Raw genomic sequence first — 16261 nt, 5'->3', positions numbered from 1 at the left:
GCAAGACAAAAAAGAAACTCCCGGCCTGCCTGACTGGCAAGCCGGGAGCGTTCAGTGCCCGCATGGGAAGTGCGGGGCTGGCGGCTTAATCCGCCGCGTCGGCGCTGCCGTCTATCTCGGCGGCCGCGCCCTCGGCACCCGCGCTGGCCAGCTCGGCGGCCTCGGCCTCGGCGATGGCGCGGCGCTCGGCCTCGTCCATGGCGTCCTTGACCTTGCGCGCCTGGTGGTAGGCCAGGCCCGTGCCTGCAGGGATCAGGCGACCGACGATGACGTTCTCCTTCAGGCCGCGCAGCTCGTCGCGCTTGCCCATGATGGCAGCCTCGGTGAGCACGCGGGTCGTTTCCTGGAACGACGCGGCGGAGATGAACGAGTCGGTGGACAGCGACGCCTTGGTGATGCCCAGCAGCACGTTGGTGTACGTGGCGGGAATCTTGCCCTCGGACTGCAGCTGCTCGTTGGTGTTGAGGATCTCCGAACGCTCGACCTGCTCGCCCGCGATGTAGCTGGACTCGCCGGGGTTCTCGACCACGACGCGGCGCAGCATCTGGCGAACGATCACCTCGATGTGCTTGTCGTTGATCTTCACGCCCTGCAGGCGGTACACGTCCTGCACCTCATCGACGATGTAGCGCGAGAGCTCCTCGATGCCCAGCAGGCGCAGGATGTCCTGCGGATCGGCCGGGCCGTCCACGATCAGCTCGCCCTTGTTGACGACCTGGCCCTCGTGCACCAGCACGTTCTTTTCTTTGGGCACGAGTTCATCCCACACCTTGCCGTCCGGGTCGGTGATCTGCAGGCGCACCTTGCCCTTGGTCTCCTTGCCGAACGACACGGTGCCGGTGATCTCGGCCAGCATGCCCTTGTCCTTGGGACTGCGAGCCTCGAACAGCTCGGCCACGCGCGGCAGGCCGCCCGTGATGTCGCGGGTCTTCTGGCCTTCAACGGGGATGCGCGCCAGCACTTCGCCGGGGCCCACTTCCTGGCCGTCGCGCACCTGGATCAGCGCGCCCACCTGGAAGCCGATCGTCACCGAATGGTCGGTGCCGGGGATCTTCACCTCCTGGCCGTGGCCATCGATGAGCTTGACCAGCGGACGCACCACCTTGGCGGAGCCGCGGCGCTTGGGGTCGATCACCACCAGCGTGGACAGGCCCGTGACCTCGTCCACCTGCTTGGCCACCGTCAGGCCTTCCTCGACGTTCTCGAACTTGGCCGTGCCGGCGAACTCGGTGATGATGGGACGGGTCAGCGGATCCCAGTTGGCCAGGATGGTGCCGGCCTTGATCTGCTGGTCGGCCTTCACCGTCAGCGTGGCGCCGTAGGGCACCTTGTGGCGCTCGCGCTCGCGGCCATGCTCGTCCTGAATGATGACCTCGCCGGAGCGAGCGATCACCACCAGCTCGCCCTTGGTGTTGGTCACGTAGCGCATCGTGGCGTTGAAGCCGATGACACCGTTGCTCTTGGCCTCGACGCTGGACGCCACGGCCGCGCGCGATGCCGCGCCGCCGATGTGGAACGTGCGCATGGTCAGCTGCGTGCCGGGCTCGCCGATGGACTGGGCGGCGATCACGCCCACGGCCTCGCCGAGGTTGATCAGGCCGCCGCGGCCCAGGTCGCGGCCGTAGCACTTGGCGCACAAGCCGTAGCGCGTCTCGCAGGTCAGCGCGGTGCGCACCTTGACCTCGTCCACGCCAGCGGCCTCGATTTCCTCGATCAGGTCCTCGTCCAGCATGCGGCCGGCGGGCACCAGCACGGCACGGGTCTCGGGGTGCAGCACGTCCTCGGCCGCGACGCGGCCCAGGATGCGCTCGCGCAGCGACTCGATGACCTCGCCGCCCTCGACGATGGCGCGCATCAGCGAGCCGTTGGAGGTGCCGCAGTCCTCCTCGGTCACCACCAGGTCTTGGGTCACATCCACCAGGCGGCGCGTGAGGTAACCCGAGTTGGCCGTCTTCAGCGCCGTGTCGGCCAGGCCCTTGCGGGCGCCGTGCGTGGAGATGAAGTACTGCAGCACGTTCAGGCCCTCGCGGAAGTTCGCGGTGATGGGCGTCTCGATGATGGAGCCGTCGGGCTTGGCCATCAGGCCGCGCATGCCGGCCAGCTGGCGGATCTGCGCCGCGGAGCCGCGGGCGCCCGAGTCGGCCATCATGTAGATGGAATTGAACGACTCCTGGTCCACTTCCTTGCCGTGGCGGTCGGTGGTCTTCTGCTTGGCGAGCTGCTGCATCATGACCTTGGAGACTTCGTCGCCGGCCTTGCCCCAGATGTCCACCACCTTGTTGTAGCGCTCGCCGGCCGTCACCAGGCCCGAGACGTACTGCTGCTCGATCTCCTTCACCTCCCGCTCGGCACGGCCGATGATCTCGGCCTTCTGCGGCGGCACAAGCATGTCGTCCACGCAGATCGAGATGCCCGCGCGCGTGGCCAGGCGGAAGCCGTTCTGCAGCAGCTTGTCTGCGAACACCACGGTTTCCTTCAGGCCGCACTTGCGGAACGAGGCGTTGATGAGGCGCGAGATTTCCTTCTTCTTCAGCGCCTTGTTCAGGTTGGAGAAGGCCAGGCCCTTGGGCAGGATCTCGGACAGCAGTGCGCGGCCCACTGTGGTCTCGACGAGCTTGGTCTCGGGCTCGAACTCGCCCGTGGCCTTGTTCCTGTTCCACTCGGTCAGGCGGACGCTGATCCTGGTGGCCAGCTCGACCTCGCCTGCATCCAGCGCGCGCTGGACCTCAGCGATGTCGGTGAACACCATGCCCTCGCCCTTGCCGTTAATCTTCTCGCGGGTGGCGTGGTACAGGCCCAGCACCACGTCCTGCGACGGCACGATCGACGGCTCGCCCGAGGCCGGGAACAGCACGTTGTTCGACGCCAGCATCAGCGTGCGCGCCTCGAGCTGCGCCTCGACCGACAGCGGCACGTGCACGGCCATCTGGTCACCGTCGAAGTCGGCGTTGAAGGCCGCGCAGACCAGCGGGTGCAGCTGGATGGCCTTGCCTTCGATCAAGATCGGCTCGAACGCCTGGATGCCCAGGCGGTGCAGCGTGGGAGCACGGTTCAGCATGACCGGGTGCTCCTTGATGACCTCTTCCAGGATGTCCCACACCACGGGCGTGCCGGCTTCCACTTCCTTCTTGGCGGCCTTGATGGTCGTGGCGATGCCCATCGCCTCCAGGCGCGAGAAGATGAAGGGCTTGAACAGCTCCAGCGCCATGAGCTTGGGCAGGCCGCACTGGTGCAGCTTGAGCGTCGGGCCCACGGTGATGACCGAGCGGCCCGAGTAGTCCACGCGCTTGCCCAGCAGGTTCTGGCGGAAGCGGCCGCTCTTGCCCTTGATCATGTCGGCCAGGGACTTGAGCGCGCGCTTGTTCGCGCCCGTCATGGCCTTGCCGCGGCGGCCGTTGTCCAGCAGCGAATCGACGGCCTCCTGCAGCATGCGCTTTTCGTTGCGCGCGATGATCTCGGGCGCCTTGAGTTCGAGCAGGCGGCGCAGACGGCTGTTGCGGTTGATGACGCGGCGGTACAGGTCGTTCAGGTCCGACGTCGCGAAGCGCCCGCCATCGAGCGGCACCAGCGGACGCAGGTCTGGCGGCAGCACGGGCAGCACCTCCAGCACCATCCACTCGGGCTTGATGCCGGACTTCTTGAACGCTTCGAGGACCTTCAGGCGCTTGGCGTTCTTCTTGACCTTGACCTCGGAGCCGGTCAGGTCGCCGCGCAGCTTCTCGATCTCGATCTCGATGTCGATGCCTTCGAGCAGTTCCTTGATGCCCTCGGCGCCCATCTTGGCGACGAACTCATCGCCGTACTCCTTGCGCTTGGCGTCGTAGTCGTCCTCGCTCATGATGCTGAACTTCTTCAGCGGCGTCATGCCGGGATCGGTCACCACGTAGGCCTCGAAGTACAGCACGCGCTCGATGTCACGCAGCGTCATGTCCAGCACCAGGCCCAGGCGGCTGGGCAGGCTCTTGAGGAACCAGATGTGTGCGCAGGGAGCGGCCAGGTCGATGTGGCCCATGCGCTCGCGGCGCACCTTGGTCTGCGTGACTTCCACGCCGCACTTCTCGCAGATCACGCCGCGGTGCTTCAGGCGCTTGTACTTGCCGCACAGGCACTCGTAGTCCTTGATGGGGCCGAAAATCTTGGCGCAGAACAGGCCGTCGCGCTCGGGCTTGAACGTGCGGTAGTTGATGGTCTCGGGCTTCTTCACCTCGCCGAAGGACCACGAACGGATCTTCTCGGGCGAAGCCATGCCGATCTTGATGGCATCGAAATGCTCATCCGGCGTGAATTGCTTGAACAGGTCGAGTAGCGATTTCATGTGAACCTATCCTTTTTGATTTAAGAGCGCTCGAGCTCAATGTCCAGGCCCAGGGAGCGGATTTCCTTGACCAGCACATTGAACGACTCGGGCATGCCCGCTTCGATGGCGTGTTCGCCCTTGACGATGTTCTCGTACACCTTGGTGCGGCCCTGCACGTCGTCGGACTTCACGGTCAGCATTTCCTGCAGCACGTAGGCGGCGCCGTAGGCTTCCAGCGCCCAGACTTCCATCTCGCCGAAACGCTGGCCGCCGAACTGGGCCTTGCCGCCCAGCGGCTGCTGCGTGACCAGCGAGTACGGGCCCGTGGAGCGCGCGTGCATCTTGTCGTCCACCAGGTGATGGAGCTTGAGGTAGTGCATGTAGCCGATGGTCGTCGGGCGCTCGAAGCGCTCGCCCGTGCGCCCGTCGATGAGCCAGGCCTGGGTGCGCGTGTCGGTCAGGCCCTTGCGCTCCTTGATGTCGTCCGGGTAGGCAAGCTTGAGCATGTCCTTGATCTCGGCCTCGGAAGCGCCGTCGAACACCGGCGAGGCGTAAGGCACGCCGCCCGTGAGGTTGGCGGCCATGCTCATGACCTCGTCGTCCGAGAGCTGACTCAGGTCTTCCTTGCGGCCACGCGAGTTGTAGACCTCGCCGAGGAACTTGCGCATCTCGGCAACGTTAGCCTGGTCGCGCAGCATGTCCCCGATGCGCTGGCCCAGGCCCTTGCCGGCCCAGCCCAGGTGGACTTCCAGCACCTGGCCAATGTTCATGCGCGAGGGCACGCCCAGCGGGTTCAGGACGATGTCGACCGGCGTGCCGTCGGCCATGTGCGGCATGTCTTCCACGGGCGTGATCTTGGAGACCACGCCCTTGTTGCCGTGGCGGCCGGCCATCTTGTCGCCGGGCTGCAGGCGGCGCTTGACGGCCAGGTACACCTTGACCATCTTGAGCACGCCCGCGGGCAGCTCGTCGCCCTGCGTAAGCTTCTTGCGCTTTTCCTCGAATGCTAGGTCGAAGCTGTGGCGCGTCTGCTCCATCGCGTTCTTCATGGATTCGAGCTGCGCGGCCACGGCCTCGTCGGCGGGGCGGATGTCGAACCAGTGGAACTTCTCCACGCCGGCAAGGTATTCCTTGTCGATGGTCGCGCCCTTGGCGAGCTTGTGCGGGCCGCCATTGGCCTTCTTGCCCACCAGCAGCTTCTCGATACGGTCGAACGCGTCGGCCTCGACGATGCGCAGCTGGTCGTTCAGGTCCAGGCGGAAGCGCTTGAGCTCGTCGTCGATGATCTGCTGCGCGCGCTTGTCGCGCTGGATGCCTTCGCGCGTGAAGACCTGCACGTCGATCACCGTGCCGGACGAGCCCTGGTCCACGCGCAGCGAGGTGTCCTTCACGTCCGAGGCCTTCTCGCCGAAGATGGCGCGCAGCAGCTTCTCTTCAGGCGTGAGCGTGGTCTCGCCCTTGGGCGTGACCTTGCCGACCAGCGTGTCGCCGGGCTGCACTTCGGCGCCCACGTAGATGATGCCGGACTCGTCCAGGCGGTTGAGCTGCTGCTCCGACAGGTTCGGGATGTCGCGCGTGATTTCCTCGGCGCCCAGCTTGGTGTCGCGCGCCATCACCACGAGTTCCTCGATGTGGATCGAGGTATAGCGGTCTTCGGCCACGACGCGCTCGCTGATCAGGATCGAGTCCTCGAAGTTGTAGCCGTTCCAGGGCATGAACGCGATCAGCATGTTCTGGCCGATGGCGATCTCGCCCAGGTCGGTCGAAGCGCCGTCGGCGATCACGTCGCCCTTGGCCAGCACATCGCCCTTCTTCACGATGGGGCGCTGGTGGATGTTCGTGTTCTGGTTGGAGCGCTGGTACTTGATGAGGTTGTAGATGTCCACGCCCACTTCGCCGGCCACGGCCTCGGCATCATGCACGCGCACCACGATGCGGGTCGCATCCACATAGTCCACCACGCCGCCGCGGCGCGCCGTCACCACGGTGCCCGAGTCCACAGCCGCCACGCGCTCGATGCCCGTGCCCACCATGGGCTTCTCGGGACGCAGCACGGGCACGGCCTGGCGCGACATGTTGGCGCCCATCAGCGCGCGGTTGGCATCGTCGTGCTCCAGGAAGGGCACGAGCGATGCGGCCACCGACACGATCTGCGCGGGCGACACGTCCATGTACTGCACGCGTTCGGCGGATACCAGGGTGGATTCGCCCTGCTCGCGCGCCGACACTAGGTCGCCCGTAAGGCGCCCTTCCTCGTCCAGCGCGGCGTTGGCCTGGGCGATGATGTACTTGCCCTCTTCAATGGCCGACAGGTAGTCGATCTCGCTCGTCACCTTGCCGTCCACCACGCGGCGGTACGGCGTCTCGATGAAGCCGTACTCGTTCAGGCGCGCGTACAGGGCCAGCGAGTTGATCAGGCCGATGTTCGGGCCTTCCGGCGTCTCGATCGGGCACACACGGCCATAGTGCGTGACGTGCACGTCGCGCACCTCGAAGCCCGCGCGCTCGCGCGTCAGGCCGCCCGGGCCCAGGGCGGAGACACGGCGCTTGTGCGTGATCTCGGCCAGCGGGTTGGTCTGGTCCATGAACTGCGACAGCTGCGAGGCGCCGAAGAACTCCTTCAGGGCCGCGGAGATCGGCTTGGAGTTGATCAGGTCGTGCGGCATCAGCGGTTCCTGCTCGGCCTGGCCCAGGCGCTCCTTCACGGCCTTTTCGATGCGCGCCAGGCCCGTGCGGTACTGGTTCTCGGCCAGTTCGCCCACGCAGCGCACGCGGCGATTGCCCAGGTGGTCGATGTCGTCCACCTCGCCCTTGCCGTTGCGCAGATCGACCAGGATCTTCACCACCGACAGGATGTCGTCATTGTCCAGCACCATGGGGCCCGTGGCTTCGCTGCGGCCGACCTTGGCGTTGAACTTCATGCGGCCCACGCGCGACAGGTCGTAGGTGTCCGGGTTGTAGAACAGGCGCTGGAACAGGGCCTGCACGGCGTCTTCCGTCGGCGGCTCGCCGGGGCGCATCATGCGGTAGATGGCCACGCGGGCGGCGAACTCGTCCGCGGTCTCGTCGATGCGCAGCGTCTGGGAAATGTAGGCGCCCTGGTCGAGCTCGTTCGTGTAGATGGCCTGCAGCTCCTGCACGCCTGCCGAACGCAGCTTCTTGAGCAGCGCTTCCGTCAGCTCTTCGTTGGCCTTGGCCAGGATCTCGCCCGTGTCGGGATCGACGATGTTGCGCGCGACGACGCGGCCCAACAGGAAGTCTTCCGGCACGCTGATGTGCGTCGTGCCCGATTGTTCCAGCTCACGGGTATGACGTGCCGTGACGCGCTTATCCTTGGCAACCACCACCTTGCCGGACTTGTCGGTGATGTCGAAGCGCGCCACCTCGCCGCGCAGGCGCTCGGGCACGAACTCCATCTGCGCGCCGCTGTCCATCAGGCGGAAGTTGTCGTTGACGAAGAAGTTCGCGAGGATCGACTCCGGGTTCAGGCCGATGGCCTTGAGCAGGATCGTGACCGGCATCTTGCGGCGACGGTCCACGCGGAAGTACAGGATGTCCTTGGGGTCGAACTCGAAGTCCAGCCAGGAGCCGCGGTAGGGGATGATGCGCGCGGAGAACAACAGCTTGCCCGAGCTGTGCGTCTTGCCCTTGTCATGCTCGAAGAACACACCCGGCGAGCGGTGCAGCTGCGAGACGATCACGCGCTCGGTGCCGTTGATGATGAACGAGCCCTTGTCGGTCATGAGCGGAACCTCGCCCATGTAGACCTCCTGCTCCTTCACTTCCTTGACCACCTTGGACTGCGCCGTGGACGACTCGCGGTCGTAGATGATGAGCTGCACCTTGGCGCGCACGGCCGAGGCGAAGGTCAGACCGCGGGTCTGGCACTCGCGCACGTCGAACGCGGGCTTTGCCAGGTTGTACTCCACGAACTTCATCTCCACGAAGCCGTTGTGCGAGACGATCGGGAAGGCGGCGTTGAACGCGGCCTGCAGGCCTTCGCTGGTACGTTTCTGGGGAGGCGTTTCCGCCTGCAGGAATGCCGTATAGGCATCCCGCTGCATCTGCAGCAGATAAGGTACTTTGAGCACGCTGTCACGGCTACCGAAACTCTTGCGAATCCGCTTGCGTTCGGTATAGCTGTACGTGGATGTTTGGGCCATGAGATCTCCGGGCAAAGACATGGAATAGGGTCTTCGACGACTACTGCCCCACAAGGAACTGCTTGCAGGCTTGGCGGTTGGCCACTACCAACCATGGCGGACGGCGATGCGTTGCACATCGCCCGAACCAAGGCGTCTTCCGCTGTCGGATGGGTCAGAAGACACTAGCAAGCAGCCACAGGGCCGCTTGCTGGTGCGCTCTGGAGGCGAATTCCATAAGCACCAAAGGCTGGAGGCCCCTTGCAAGACCTCCAGCCCGAAAGGACAAACCCGATTACTTGAGTTCGGCCTTAGCGCCGGCGTCCACCAGCTTCTTGACGGCAGCCTCGGCGTCAGCCTTGGCAATGCCTTCCTTGACGTTCTTGGGCGCGCCATCCACCAAGTCCTTGGCCTCCTTCAGGCCCAGGCCGGTGATTTCACGCACAGCCTTGATCACTGCAACCTTGTTGGCGCCGGCCTCGGCCAGAACCACGTTGAACTCAGTCTTCTCTTCGGCGGCAGCAGCGGCGCCGCCAGCAGCGCCACCGGCAGCGGGAGCGGCCATGGCGGCAGCGCTCACGCCGAACTTCTCTTCAATGGCCTTCACCAGGTCATTGAGTTCCATCACCGTCATGCTGTCCAGAGCGGTCAAGAATGCGTCTTTATCGAATGCCATTTTGATTTCCTAACAATTGGTTTTAAGAGGGTGCGCGAACCGTGTGCACGCTATTTAAGCGGCAACGGCCTCGCTTTCGCCTTTTTTGGTCGCCAGGGCACCCAGCACCACGGCGGTGCGGGAGATAGGCGACTTCAGCAAGCCACACAGCTGGGCCAGCAGCACTTCCTTGGAAGGGATGTTGGCCAGTTGCTTCACGCCGTTCACGTCCAGGGCCTTGCCCGCGAAAGCGCCGCCGCGAATGACCAGCTTGTCGTTGGTCTTCGCGAAATCGGCCACCACCTTGGCGGCGGCCACAGCGTCTTCGGAGAAGCCATAGACCAGCGGACCGGTCATCTGGTCGGCCACCACGTCAAACGCGCTGCCAGCTACAGCACGGCGTGCCAGGGTGTTCTTCAGAACACTCAGGGAAACGCCTTGGCTGCGTGCTGCCACGCGCAGTTTGGTCATGTCGGCCACCGTGATGCCACGGTATTCCGCGATCACGAGCGTTTGAGCTTTAGCGGCGAGGCTGGTCACTTCATTGATGACCGCTTCTTTCTCACTGCGATTAAGACTCAAGGTCTACTCCTTCATATGCGCTACTTCGGGACTCATCCTTCCATGCGCGCTCTTGGTTTGCAGCGACCAACTGTTTCGGGAAAACTTTTCCATCTCCAGCGGGATCGCCATCTGCGTTGGCCCCTAGGATTTAAGTGCAGCCATCTGCACGCCAACGGTCTTGGATGGCCCGGCGCATCGCTGCGCCGGCCCACCACTGAGGCGCCCTTGCGGATGCCTCAAGATTTCGCAATTACGCCGCGATGGATTGCGTATCCACGCGCACACCGACGCCCATGGTCGACGACACCGCAACCTTGCGCAGGTAGACACCCTTGCTGGTGGCAGGCTTGGCCTTGTTCAGCGCTTCAATCAAGGCAGCCAGGTTGCCCTGCAGCTTGTCGTCGGCAAACGAGCGGCGACCGATGGTCGTGTGCACGATGCCGGCCTTGTCGACGCGGAATTGCACCTGGCCCGCCTTTGCGTTCTTCACGGCGGTGGCCACGTCGGGCGTCACCGTGCCGACTTTCGGATTCGGCATCAGGCCACGCGGGCCCAGGATCTGACCCAGCGTACCCACCACACGCATGGCGTCGGGTGCTGCGATGACCACGTCAAACGGCATGTCGCCAGCCTTGACCTGTGCAGCCAGATCATCCATGCCCACCACATCGGCGCCGGCAGCCTTGGCCTCCTCGGCCTTGGCGCCCTGGGCGAACACGGCCACGCGGGTGGTCTTGCCCGTCCCGTTGGGCAGCACCACGGCGCCGCGCACCACCTGGTCGGACTTCTTGGCATCCACGCCCAACTGCACCGCCACGTCGATGGACTCGTCGAACTTGGCCGTCGCAGCCTCCTTCACCAGCGCCACGGCTTCGGCGAAGGGATACAGCTTGGTGCTGTCGACCTTGCCCTGCTGGGCCTTTTGCTTCTTGGTCAGCTTAGCCATTTACAGACCCTCCACCGTCACGCCCATGGAACGGGCAGAGCCAGCCAGCGTGCGCACGGCGGCGTCCACGCTGGCAGCGTTCATGTCCTTCAGCTTGGTCTTGGCGATCTCTTCCAGCTGGGCACGCGTGATCTTGCCGACCTTGGTGGAGAGCGCGTTGGACGAGCCCTTCTCCAGCTTGATGGCCTTCTTGATCAGGGTGGTCGCCGGAGGCGTCTTGATGATGAAGGTGAAGCTCTTGTCCGCAAATGCCGTGATCACCACAGGCAGCGGCAGGCCCGGCTCGACACCCTGGGTCTGGGCGTTGAACGCCTTGCAGAATTCCATAATGTTGAGGCCGCGTTGACCCAGTGCGGGACCGATCGGGGGGGATGGGTTGGCCTTACCAGCTGGCACTTGCAGCTTGATGAAGCCGACGATTTTCTTCGCCATTGATAGCTCCTTGCGGGTGATGACGCCTGGTCGAACAACCAGGCTCCCCGGGGTTACCGACTCTTTATTTCCTATCGCGCCGAGTCGAAAAGCGCGAATACTCACTTAATCGATCAAATCCTGGTGAAACTCACGTTTTCTCCACCTGACCGAACTCCAGTTCCACGGGAGTGGAACGACCGAAAATCATCACCGAGACCCGCAGGCGGTTCTTCTCGTAGTTGACCTCTTCCACCGAACCATTGAAGTCCGTGAAGGGCCCCTCCTTGACGCGCACCAGTTCACCGACCATGAACTCGATCTTGTGGCGCGGCTTGTCGGTGCCTTGCTGCATCTGGCTCACGATCTTCTGCACTTCCTCCTCGGAAATGGGCGCAGGGCGATTCTTCACCCCACCCACGAAGCCAGTGACCTTGCTGGTGTGCTTCACCAGATGCCAAGTGTCGTCATCCATGACCATTTCGACGAACACATAGCCGGGGAACAAGCGCCTCTCGGTGGTCTTGCGCTGGCCATTCTTCATCTCCACGACCTCCTCGGTCGGGACCAGGATGCGGCCAAACTTGTGCTGCATGCCGGAGCGTACGATGCGCTCCTGAATATTGCGCTCCACCGCCTTCTCCATCCCGGAGTAGGCGTGCACGATGTACCAACGCAAGTCGGGATTCACCGATGCATCAACAGGAGGCTGAGCGCCATTGGTTTCCACGGCATCCACCATCACTTTCTCCAACCCAAGACCAAATCGTACAGAACCCATTCCAAGGTCTTGTCCGTGAGCCAGAGGAACAGCGCCATCAGCACCACGAATGCGAACACATAGCCCGTCATTTGCAGTGTTTCCTTGCGCGTAGGCCAGACGACCTTCTTGACCTCGCGCCACGCATCACGGGAAAAGCCCATGAACTGGCGGCCATGCTCCGAGGTCAGGAACATTACGACAGCCAGCACCAGACCGAGCACCAACGCCCCCCACTGGATCAGGGGCCCCTGCTTTCCCAGCACGTAGAAACCAGCGACAGAAGCAAGCACGATCGCCACCGCAGCGAACAGCTTTGCCTTGTCCGCGCCGGTAGTGACCGTTTCAACCTGGGAAGTGGCCATAGATGAGCATTAACCTTCTTGATCTAGCGCCTCACAAGACGCCGAAGCCCGCCAGGGTCTGGCGGGCTCGTTCACCACCACATTCAGGTGGCAGGGGCAGTAGGAATCGAACCTACAACCTTCGGTTTTGGAGACCGACGCTCTGCCAATTGAGCTATACCCCTTCGCTTTTCCTGTCACTCGATGATCTTTGCCACAACGCCCGCGCCCACGGTGCGGCCGCCTTCGCGGATGGCAAAGCGCAGGCCTTCTTCCATGGCGATCGGCGCGATCAGCTTGACGGTGATCGACACGTTGTCGCCGGGCATGACCATTTCCTTGTCGGCCGGCAGTTCGATGGAGCCCGTCACGTCGGTCGTGCGGAAGTAGAACTGCGGACGGTAGTTGTTGAAGAAGGGCGTGTGGCGGCCGCCTTCGTCCTTGCTCAGCACGTACACTTCGGCGGTGAAGTGCGTGTGCGGCTTGATGGAGCCGGGCTTGCACAGTACCTGGCCGCGCTCGACATCTTCGCGCTTGGTGCCGCGCAGCAGCAGGCCCACGTTGTCGCCAGCCTGGCCCTGGTCCAGCAGCTTGCGGAACATTTCCACGCCGGTGACGGTGGTCTTTTGCGTTTCGCGGATGCCGACGATTTCGATTTCTTCGCCGACCTTGATGATGCCGCGCTCGACGCGGCCGGTCACCACGGTGCCGCGGCCGGAGATGGAGAACACGTCTTCCACGGGCATGAGGAAGGTGCCGTCCACCGCGCGCTCGGGCGTGGGGATGTAGGTGTCAAGGGCTTCGGCGAGCTTGAGGATGGCGGGTTCGCCCTTGTCCGATTGGTCGCCTTCGAGGGCCAGCTTGGCCGAGCCGCGGATGATGGGGGTGTCGTCGCCGGGGAATTCGTATTTGTCCAGCAGTTCGCGCACTTCCATTTCGACGAGTTCGAGCAGTTCTTCGTCGTCCACCATGTCGCACTTGTTCAGGAACACGATGATGTAGGGCACGCCCACCTGGCGCGCCAGCAGGATGTGTTCACGCGTCTGGGGCATCGGGCCGTCGGCGGCCGAGCACACCAGGATGGCGCCGTCCATCTGGGCGGCGCCCGTGATCATGTTCTTGACGTAGTCGGCGTGGCCGGGGCAGTCCACGTGGGCGTAGTGGCGGTTGGCCGTTTCGTATTCCACGTGCGAGGTGTTGATGGTGATGCCGCGGGCCTTTTCTTCGGGCGCGTTGTCGATCTGGTCGTAGCCCTTGGCTTCGCCGCCGAACTTCTTGGCCAGCACCGTCGCAATCGCCGCCGTCAGCGTCGTCTTGCCATGGTCCACGTGACCGATCGTGCCCACGTTCACGTGGGGCTTGGTCCGTTCGAATTTACCTTTTGCCATTTTTTCGACTCCGAAAAAGCTACACCAACACGACAAATATTGATGCACCCCGGACGGACATGCACCATTGAATCTTGGTGCCCATGGCGGGAATCGGACCCGCGACCTCTCCCTTACCAAGGGAGTGCTCTACCACTGAGCCACATGGGCATTCGGAGGTAAACCCCCTAAAAAACCAACAACCAAAACGTGGAGCGGGAGACGGGAATCGAACCCGCGTCATTAGCTTGGAAGGCTAGGGTTCTACCATTGAACTACTCCCGCAAGATCGAGACTTGCGCAATCGCGATCCAACGCCTTCAACTCACATCTTGGTGGAGGGGACTGGATTCGAACCAGTGTAGGCGTAAGCCAACAGATTTACAGTCTGCCCCCTTTAGCCACTCGGGCACCCCTCCAAAGAACTTGCAATCATAGCAGCTTTTTTGCCGCGTTGGAAACTTTGCGTACCTGAAGCGCTCAGTCCACTCATCCCGAAAGAAACGGCATGGCACCACAACCTATGTAGCACCACCGAAGCCCCTCCAAAAAAAAGAGGAGCACTGCTGGCGCGGCTGGCGGGGATCGAACCCACGACCCTTGGCTTCGGAGGCCAATACTCTATCCACTGAGCTACAGCCGCGTTCGTGAAAGATTGGCAATTATCGCACGCAGGTCACACGTGAAAGCCCAATCCACGCAGATAAGCGTCCACGGCCGCACGGCCCGTGGCCGGCAGGTCGAAGCTGGCTTCGCCCAGCAACCACGATTGCAGCAGGCCGTTGAACAGGGCATGCAGGCCGGCCGCCGCCATTGCCGCGGACATCGGCAGCGCCAGCGATGCCTGAGCGGCCGCAAGCGACAGATTGCGTTCCAGCAGCGCCTGGAAGCGTGCGTGCGCAGCAAGGTGGCGCTCGCGCACGCCGCTGAGTTCGCTCACGTATTCCACGCGGTACAGGGCGATCTCGAACACGCGGCGCATGTGAGCGTCGCTCACGACGCTGCGCAGCAGCAGCTCCACCATGCCGCGCAGCTGCACGAGCGGCTCCTTGGCGTACGCGGCCTCGCCGGCGTTGCACACGCCTTCGAGCGGCAGGGTGGCGCGATCCATCATCGCGTTGAACAAATCCACCTTGTCCTTGAAGTGCCAGTAGATGGCACCGCGCGTGGCGCCGGCCGCCTGGGCGATCTCGCTCAGCGATGCGCGCGCCACCCCCTTTTCATAGAAAACGAGTTCGGCCGCATCCAACAGTGCGTTGCGCGTGGCGTCTGCGTCTTCCTTGGTGCGTCGAGCCATGGATCGTGGGCCTCCGAAAAAAGGGCGCCACCACCGGATGGTGGCGGAGCCTTAGCTTTTGATTATACATTCATGAATGTATATATAATTCGCCCCTTCGTGCAATTGCCATCCGATGGTGCGAATATCCCGCGCTTGCCTTGCACGGGCACCGCACCTCATCAACGCACCCCGCCAGCCAAAGGACTTCCATGCCCCGTCTGAACAACAACAAGAACGCCCGTCCCGTTCGCCGCTTCGTGCGCCGCCCGGCGGCGGCCCTGTCGATCGCCCTGGCCGCCGCCCTCGCGCTGGCGGCCTGCGGCAAGAAAGACGCCGCCCCCGCCGGTGCAGGTGGCCCGCCGCCGGCGCCGCAAGTGGGGGTGGTGACAGTACAGCCGGGCGACATCGGGCTCGTCACCGAGCTGCCTGGCAGGCTGGAGGCGTCGCGCATCGCCGAGGTGCGCGCACGCGCCGCAGGCATCCTGCAAAAGCGCCTGTTCGCCGAAGGCAGCGACGTGAAGGCGGGCCAGAAGCTGTTCCTGATCGACAGCGCGCCCTACGAGGCCGCGCTGGCGCAGGCGCAGGCCAGCGTGGCGCAGGCCGAGGCCAGCCTGGCCCAGAGCCGCGCGCTAGCCGAACGCTACCGCCCGCTGGTGGCCGTGAACGCCATCAGCAAGCAGGAATACGACAATGCCGTGGCCGCGCAGAAGACGGCCGAGGCCAACGTGGCCGCCGCCAAGGCGGCCGTGACCACGGCCCGCATCAACCTGGGCTACGCCACCGTGACCGCGCCGATCTCCGGCCGCATCGGCCGCGCGCTGGTGACCGAGGGCGCGCTGGTCGGCCAGGGCACGCCGACCGAGATGGCGGTGATCCAGCAGATCGACCCGCTCTACATCAACTTCACGCAGTCGGCTTCCGAAGCGCTCAAGCTGCGCGCGGCCATGGCCAGCGGCAAGTACAAGAAGGCCGGCGCCAACGCCGCGAACGTGAGCGTGGTGCTGGAGGACGGCAGCGTGCACAAGCAGCCGGGCCGCCTGCTGTTCACCGACCTGACGGTGGATGCGACCAGCGGCCAGGTCACGCTGCGCGCCGAGGTGCCCAACCCCGACCGCTCGCTGCTGCCGGGCCTGTACGTGCGCGTGCGGCTGGAGCAGGCGCAGGTGGACAACGGCGTGCTGCTGCCGCAGCAGGCGGTCACGCGCACGGGCGCTGCCGACACGGTGATGGTGGTCGGCGAAGGCGGCAGGGTCTCGCCGCGCCCGGTCAAGCTCGGGCCCGCGCAGGGCACCAACTGGGTGGTGCTCGACGGCCTGAAGGCCGGCGAGCAGGTGATGGTCGACGGCTTTCAGAAATTGCCGCGCGTCAAGCCCGGCGACCCCATGGTCGTCCAGCCCGTGCCCTGGCAGGCCAACGGCGCCGCCAAGGCGCCCGCACAGGCCGCATCGGCCGCCGCCAGCCAACCCGCCGCAACGCCGGCCAAGCAATAAGAACCA

Annotated in this window: 11 protein-coding genes and 5 tRNA genes; 1 reads left to right on the top strand and 15 read right to left on the bottom strand. The window is 64.2% G+C overall.

Going from position 1 to position 16261, the window contains the following annotated elements:
• Positions 1 to 85 precede the first annotated feature (85 nt).
• The 15 genes from rpoC to ALIDE2_RS01985 form a co-directional block, all read right to left on the bottom strand.
• Positions 86 to 4315, bottom strand: coding sequence for a DNA-directed RNA polymerase subunit beta' (gene rpoC / locus ALIDE2_RS02055; RefSeq protein WP_013517366.1), 4230 nt, complete (start codon positions 4313 to 4315; stop codon positions 86 to 88).
• A 20-nt stretch (positions 4316 to 4335) separates the two neighbouring features.
• Positions 4336 to 8460 carry a DNA-directed RNA polymerase subunit beta gene (gene rpoB / locus ALIDE2_RS02050; protein ID WP_013517365.1) on the bottom strand — a complete coding sequence of 1375 codons (4125 nt, stop codon included), beginning with the start codon at positions 8458 to 8460 and terminating at the stop codon, positions 4336 to 4338.
• Between the two features lie 274 nt (positions 8461 to 8734).
• Positions 8735 to 9115 carry a 50S ribosomal protein L7/L12 gene (gene rplL, locus ALIDE2_RS02045; protein ID WP_013517364.1) on the bottom strand — a complete coding sequence of 127 codons (381 nt, stop codon included), beginning with the start codon at positions 9113 to 9115 and terminating at the stop codon, positions 8735 to 8737.
• A gap of 54 nt (positions 9116 to 9169) precedes the next feature.
• Complete coding sequence (gene rplJ, locus ALIDE2_RS02040) at positions 9170 to 9676, bottom strand: 50S ribosomal protein L10 (protein ID WP_013517363.1); 507 nt, start codon at positions 9674 to 9676, stop codon at positions 9170 to 9172.
• 232 nt (positions 9677 to 9908) lie between these two features.
• Complete coding sequence (gene rplA / locus ALIDE2_RS02035; RefSeq protein WP_013517362.1) at positions 9909 to 10604, bottom strand: 50S ribosomal protein L1; 696 nt, start codon at positions 10602 to 10604, stop codon at positions 9909 to 9911.
• A complete protein-coding gene (gene rplK, locus ALIDE2_RS02030) occupies positions 10605 to 11036 on the bottom strand; it encodes a 50S ribosomal protein L11 (protein ID WP_013517361.1) in 432 nt (143 codons plus the stop codon).
• A gap of 130 nt (positions 11037 to 11166) precedes the next feature.
• Entirely contained in the window at positions 11167 to 11757 is a 591-nt protein-coding gene (gene nusG, locus ALIDE2_RS02025) for a transcription termination/antitermination protein NusG (protein WP_013517360.1), read from the bottom strand.
• On the bottom strand, positions 11757 to 12140 hold the full coding sequence (gene secE / locus ALIDE2_RS02020; RefSeq protein WP_013517359.1) for a preprotein translocase subunit SecE: 384 nt from the start codon (positions 12138 to 12140) through the stop codon (positions 11757 to 11759). The genes nusG and secE overlap by 1 nt, the downstream gene beginning before the upstream one ends.
• 88 nt (positions 12141 to 12228) lie before the next feature.
• A tRNA-Trp gene (locus tag ALIDE2_RS02015) sits at positions 12229 to 12304 on the bottom strand.
• Positions 12305 to 12316: 12 nt separating this feature from the next.
• Positions 12317 to 13507, bottom strand: a complete 1191-nt coding sequence (tuf, locus tag ALIDE2_RS02010; protein ID WP_013517320.1) for an elongation factor Tu — start codon at positions 13505 to 13507, stop codon at positions 12317 to 12319.
• A 75-nt stretch (positions 13508 to 13582) separates the two neighbouring features.
• Positions 13583 to 13657, bottom strand: a tRNA-Thr gene (locus ALIDE2_RS02005).
• Positions 13658 to 13697: 40 nt separating this feature from the next.
• Positions 13698 to 13771: transfer RNA gene (locus ALIDE2_RS02000), tRNA-Gly, on the bottom strand.
• 48 nt (positions 13772 to 13819) lie between these two features.
• Positions 13820 to 13905: transfer RNA gene (locus tag ALIDE2_RS01995), tRNA-Tyr, on the bottom strand.
• A gap of 148 nt (positions 13906 to 14053) precedes the next feature.
• A tRNA-Arg gene (locus tag ALIDE2_RS01990) sits at positions 14054 to 14129 on the bottom strand.
• Between the two features lie 33 nt (positions 14130 to 14162).
• Positions 14163 to 14783 carry a TetR family transcriptional regulator gene (locus ALIDE2_RS01985; protein ID WP_013517358.1) on the bottom strand — a complete coding sequence of 207 codons (621 nt, stop codon included), beginning with the start codon at positions 14781 to 14783 and terminating at the stop codon, positions 14163 to 14165.
• 191 nt (positions 14784 to 14974) lie between these two features.
• On the opposite strand from ALIDE2_RS01985, the gene ALIDE2_RS01980 reads away from it, so the two are divergent.
• Complete coding sequence (locus ALIDE2_RS01980; RefSeq protein ID WP_013517357.1) at positions 14975 to 16255, top strand: efflux RND transporter periplasmic adaptor subunit; 1281 nt, start codon at positions 14975 to 14977, stop codon at positions 16253 to 16255.
• Positions 16256 to 16261 lie beyond the last annotated feature (6 nt).

The sequence above is a fragment of the Alicycliphilus denitrificans K601 genome (assembly GCF_000204645.1).
In the GTDB taxonomy this organism is placed as follows: Bacteria; Pseudomonadota; Gammaproteobacteria; order Burkholderiales; family Burkholderiaceae_C; genus Alicycliphilus; species Alicycliphilus denitrificans.
The sequence above is the reverse complement of the archived record's forward strand: the minus strand, read 5'-3'. Positions and strand labels throughout refer to the sequence as shown.

Bases quoted from the DNA above. Each gene is read 5' to 3' on its own strand.
- rpoC (WP_013517366.1), bottom strand. From the start codon at position 4,315: ATGAAATCGCTACTCGACCTGTTCAAGCAATTCACGCCGGATGAGCAT.
- rpoB (WP_013517365.1), bottom strand. From the start codon at position 8,460: ATGGCCCAAACATCCACGTACAGCTATACCGAACGCAAGCGGATTCGC.
- rplL (WP_013517364.1), bottom strand. From the start codon at position 9,115: ATGGCATTCGATAAAGACGCATTCTTGACCGCTCTGGACAGCATGACG.
- rplA (WP_013517362.1), bottom strand. From the start codon at position 10,604: ATGGCTAAGCTGACCAAGAAGCAAAAGGCCCAGCAGGGCAAGGTCGAC.
- rplK (WP_013517361.1), bottom strand. From the start codon at position 11,036: ATGGCGAAGAAAATCGTCGGCTTCATCAAGCTGCAAGTGCCAGCTGGT.
- nusG (WP_013517360.1), bottom strand. From the start codon at position 11,757: ATGGTGGATGCCGTGGAAACCAATGGCGCTCAGCCTCCTGTTGATGCA.
- secE (WP_013517359.1), bottom strand. From the start codon at position 12,140: ATGGCCACTTCCCAGGTTGAAACGGTCACTACCGGCGCGGACAAGGCA.
- tuf (WP_013517320.1), bottom strand. From the start codon at position 13,507: ATGGCAAAAGGTAAATTCGAACGGACCAAGCCCCACGTGAACGTGGGC.
- ALIDE2_RS01985 (WP_013517358.1), bottom strand. From the start codon at position 14,783: ATGGCTCGACGCACCAAGGAAGACGCAGACGCCACGCGCAACGCACTG.
- ALIDE2_RS01980 (WP_013517357.1), top strand. From the start codon at position 14,975: ATGCCCCGTCTGAACAACAACAAGAACGCCCGTCCCGTTCGCCGCTTC.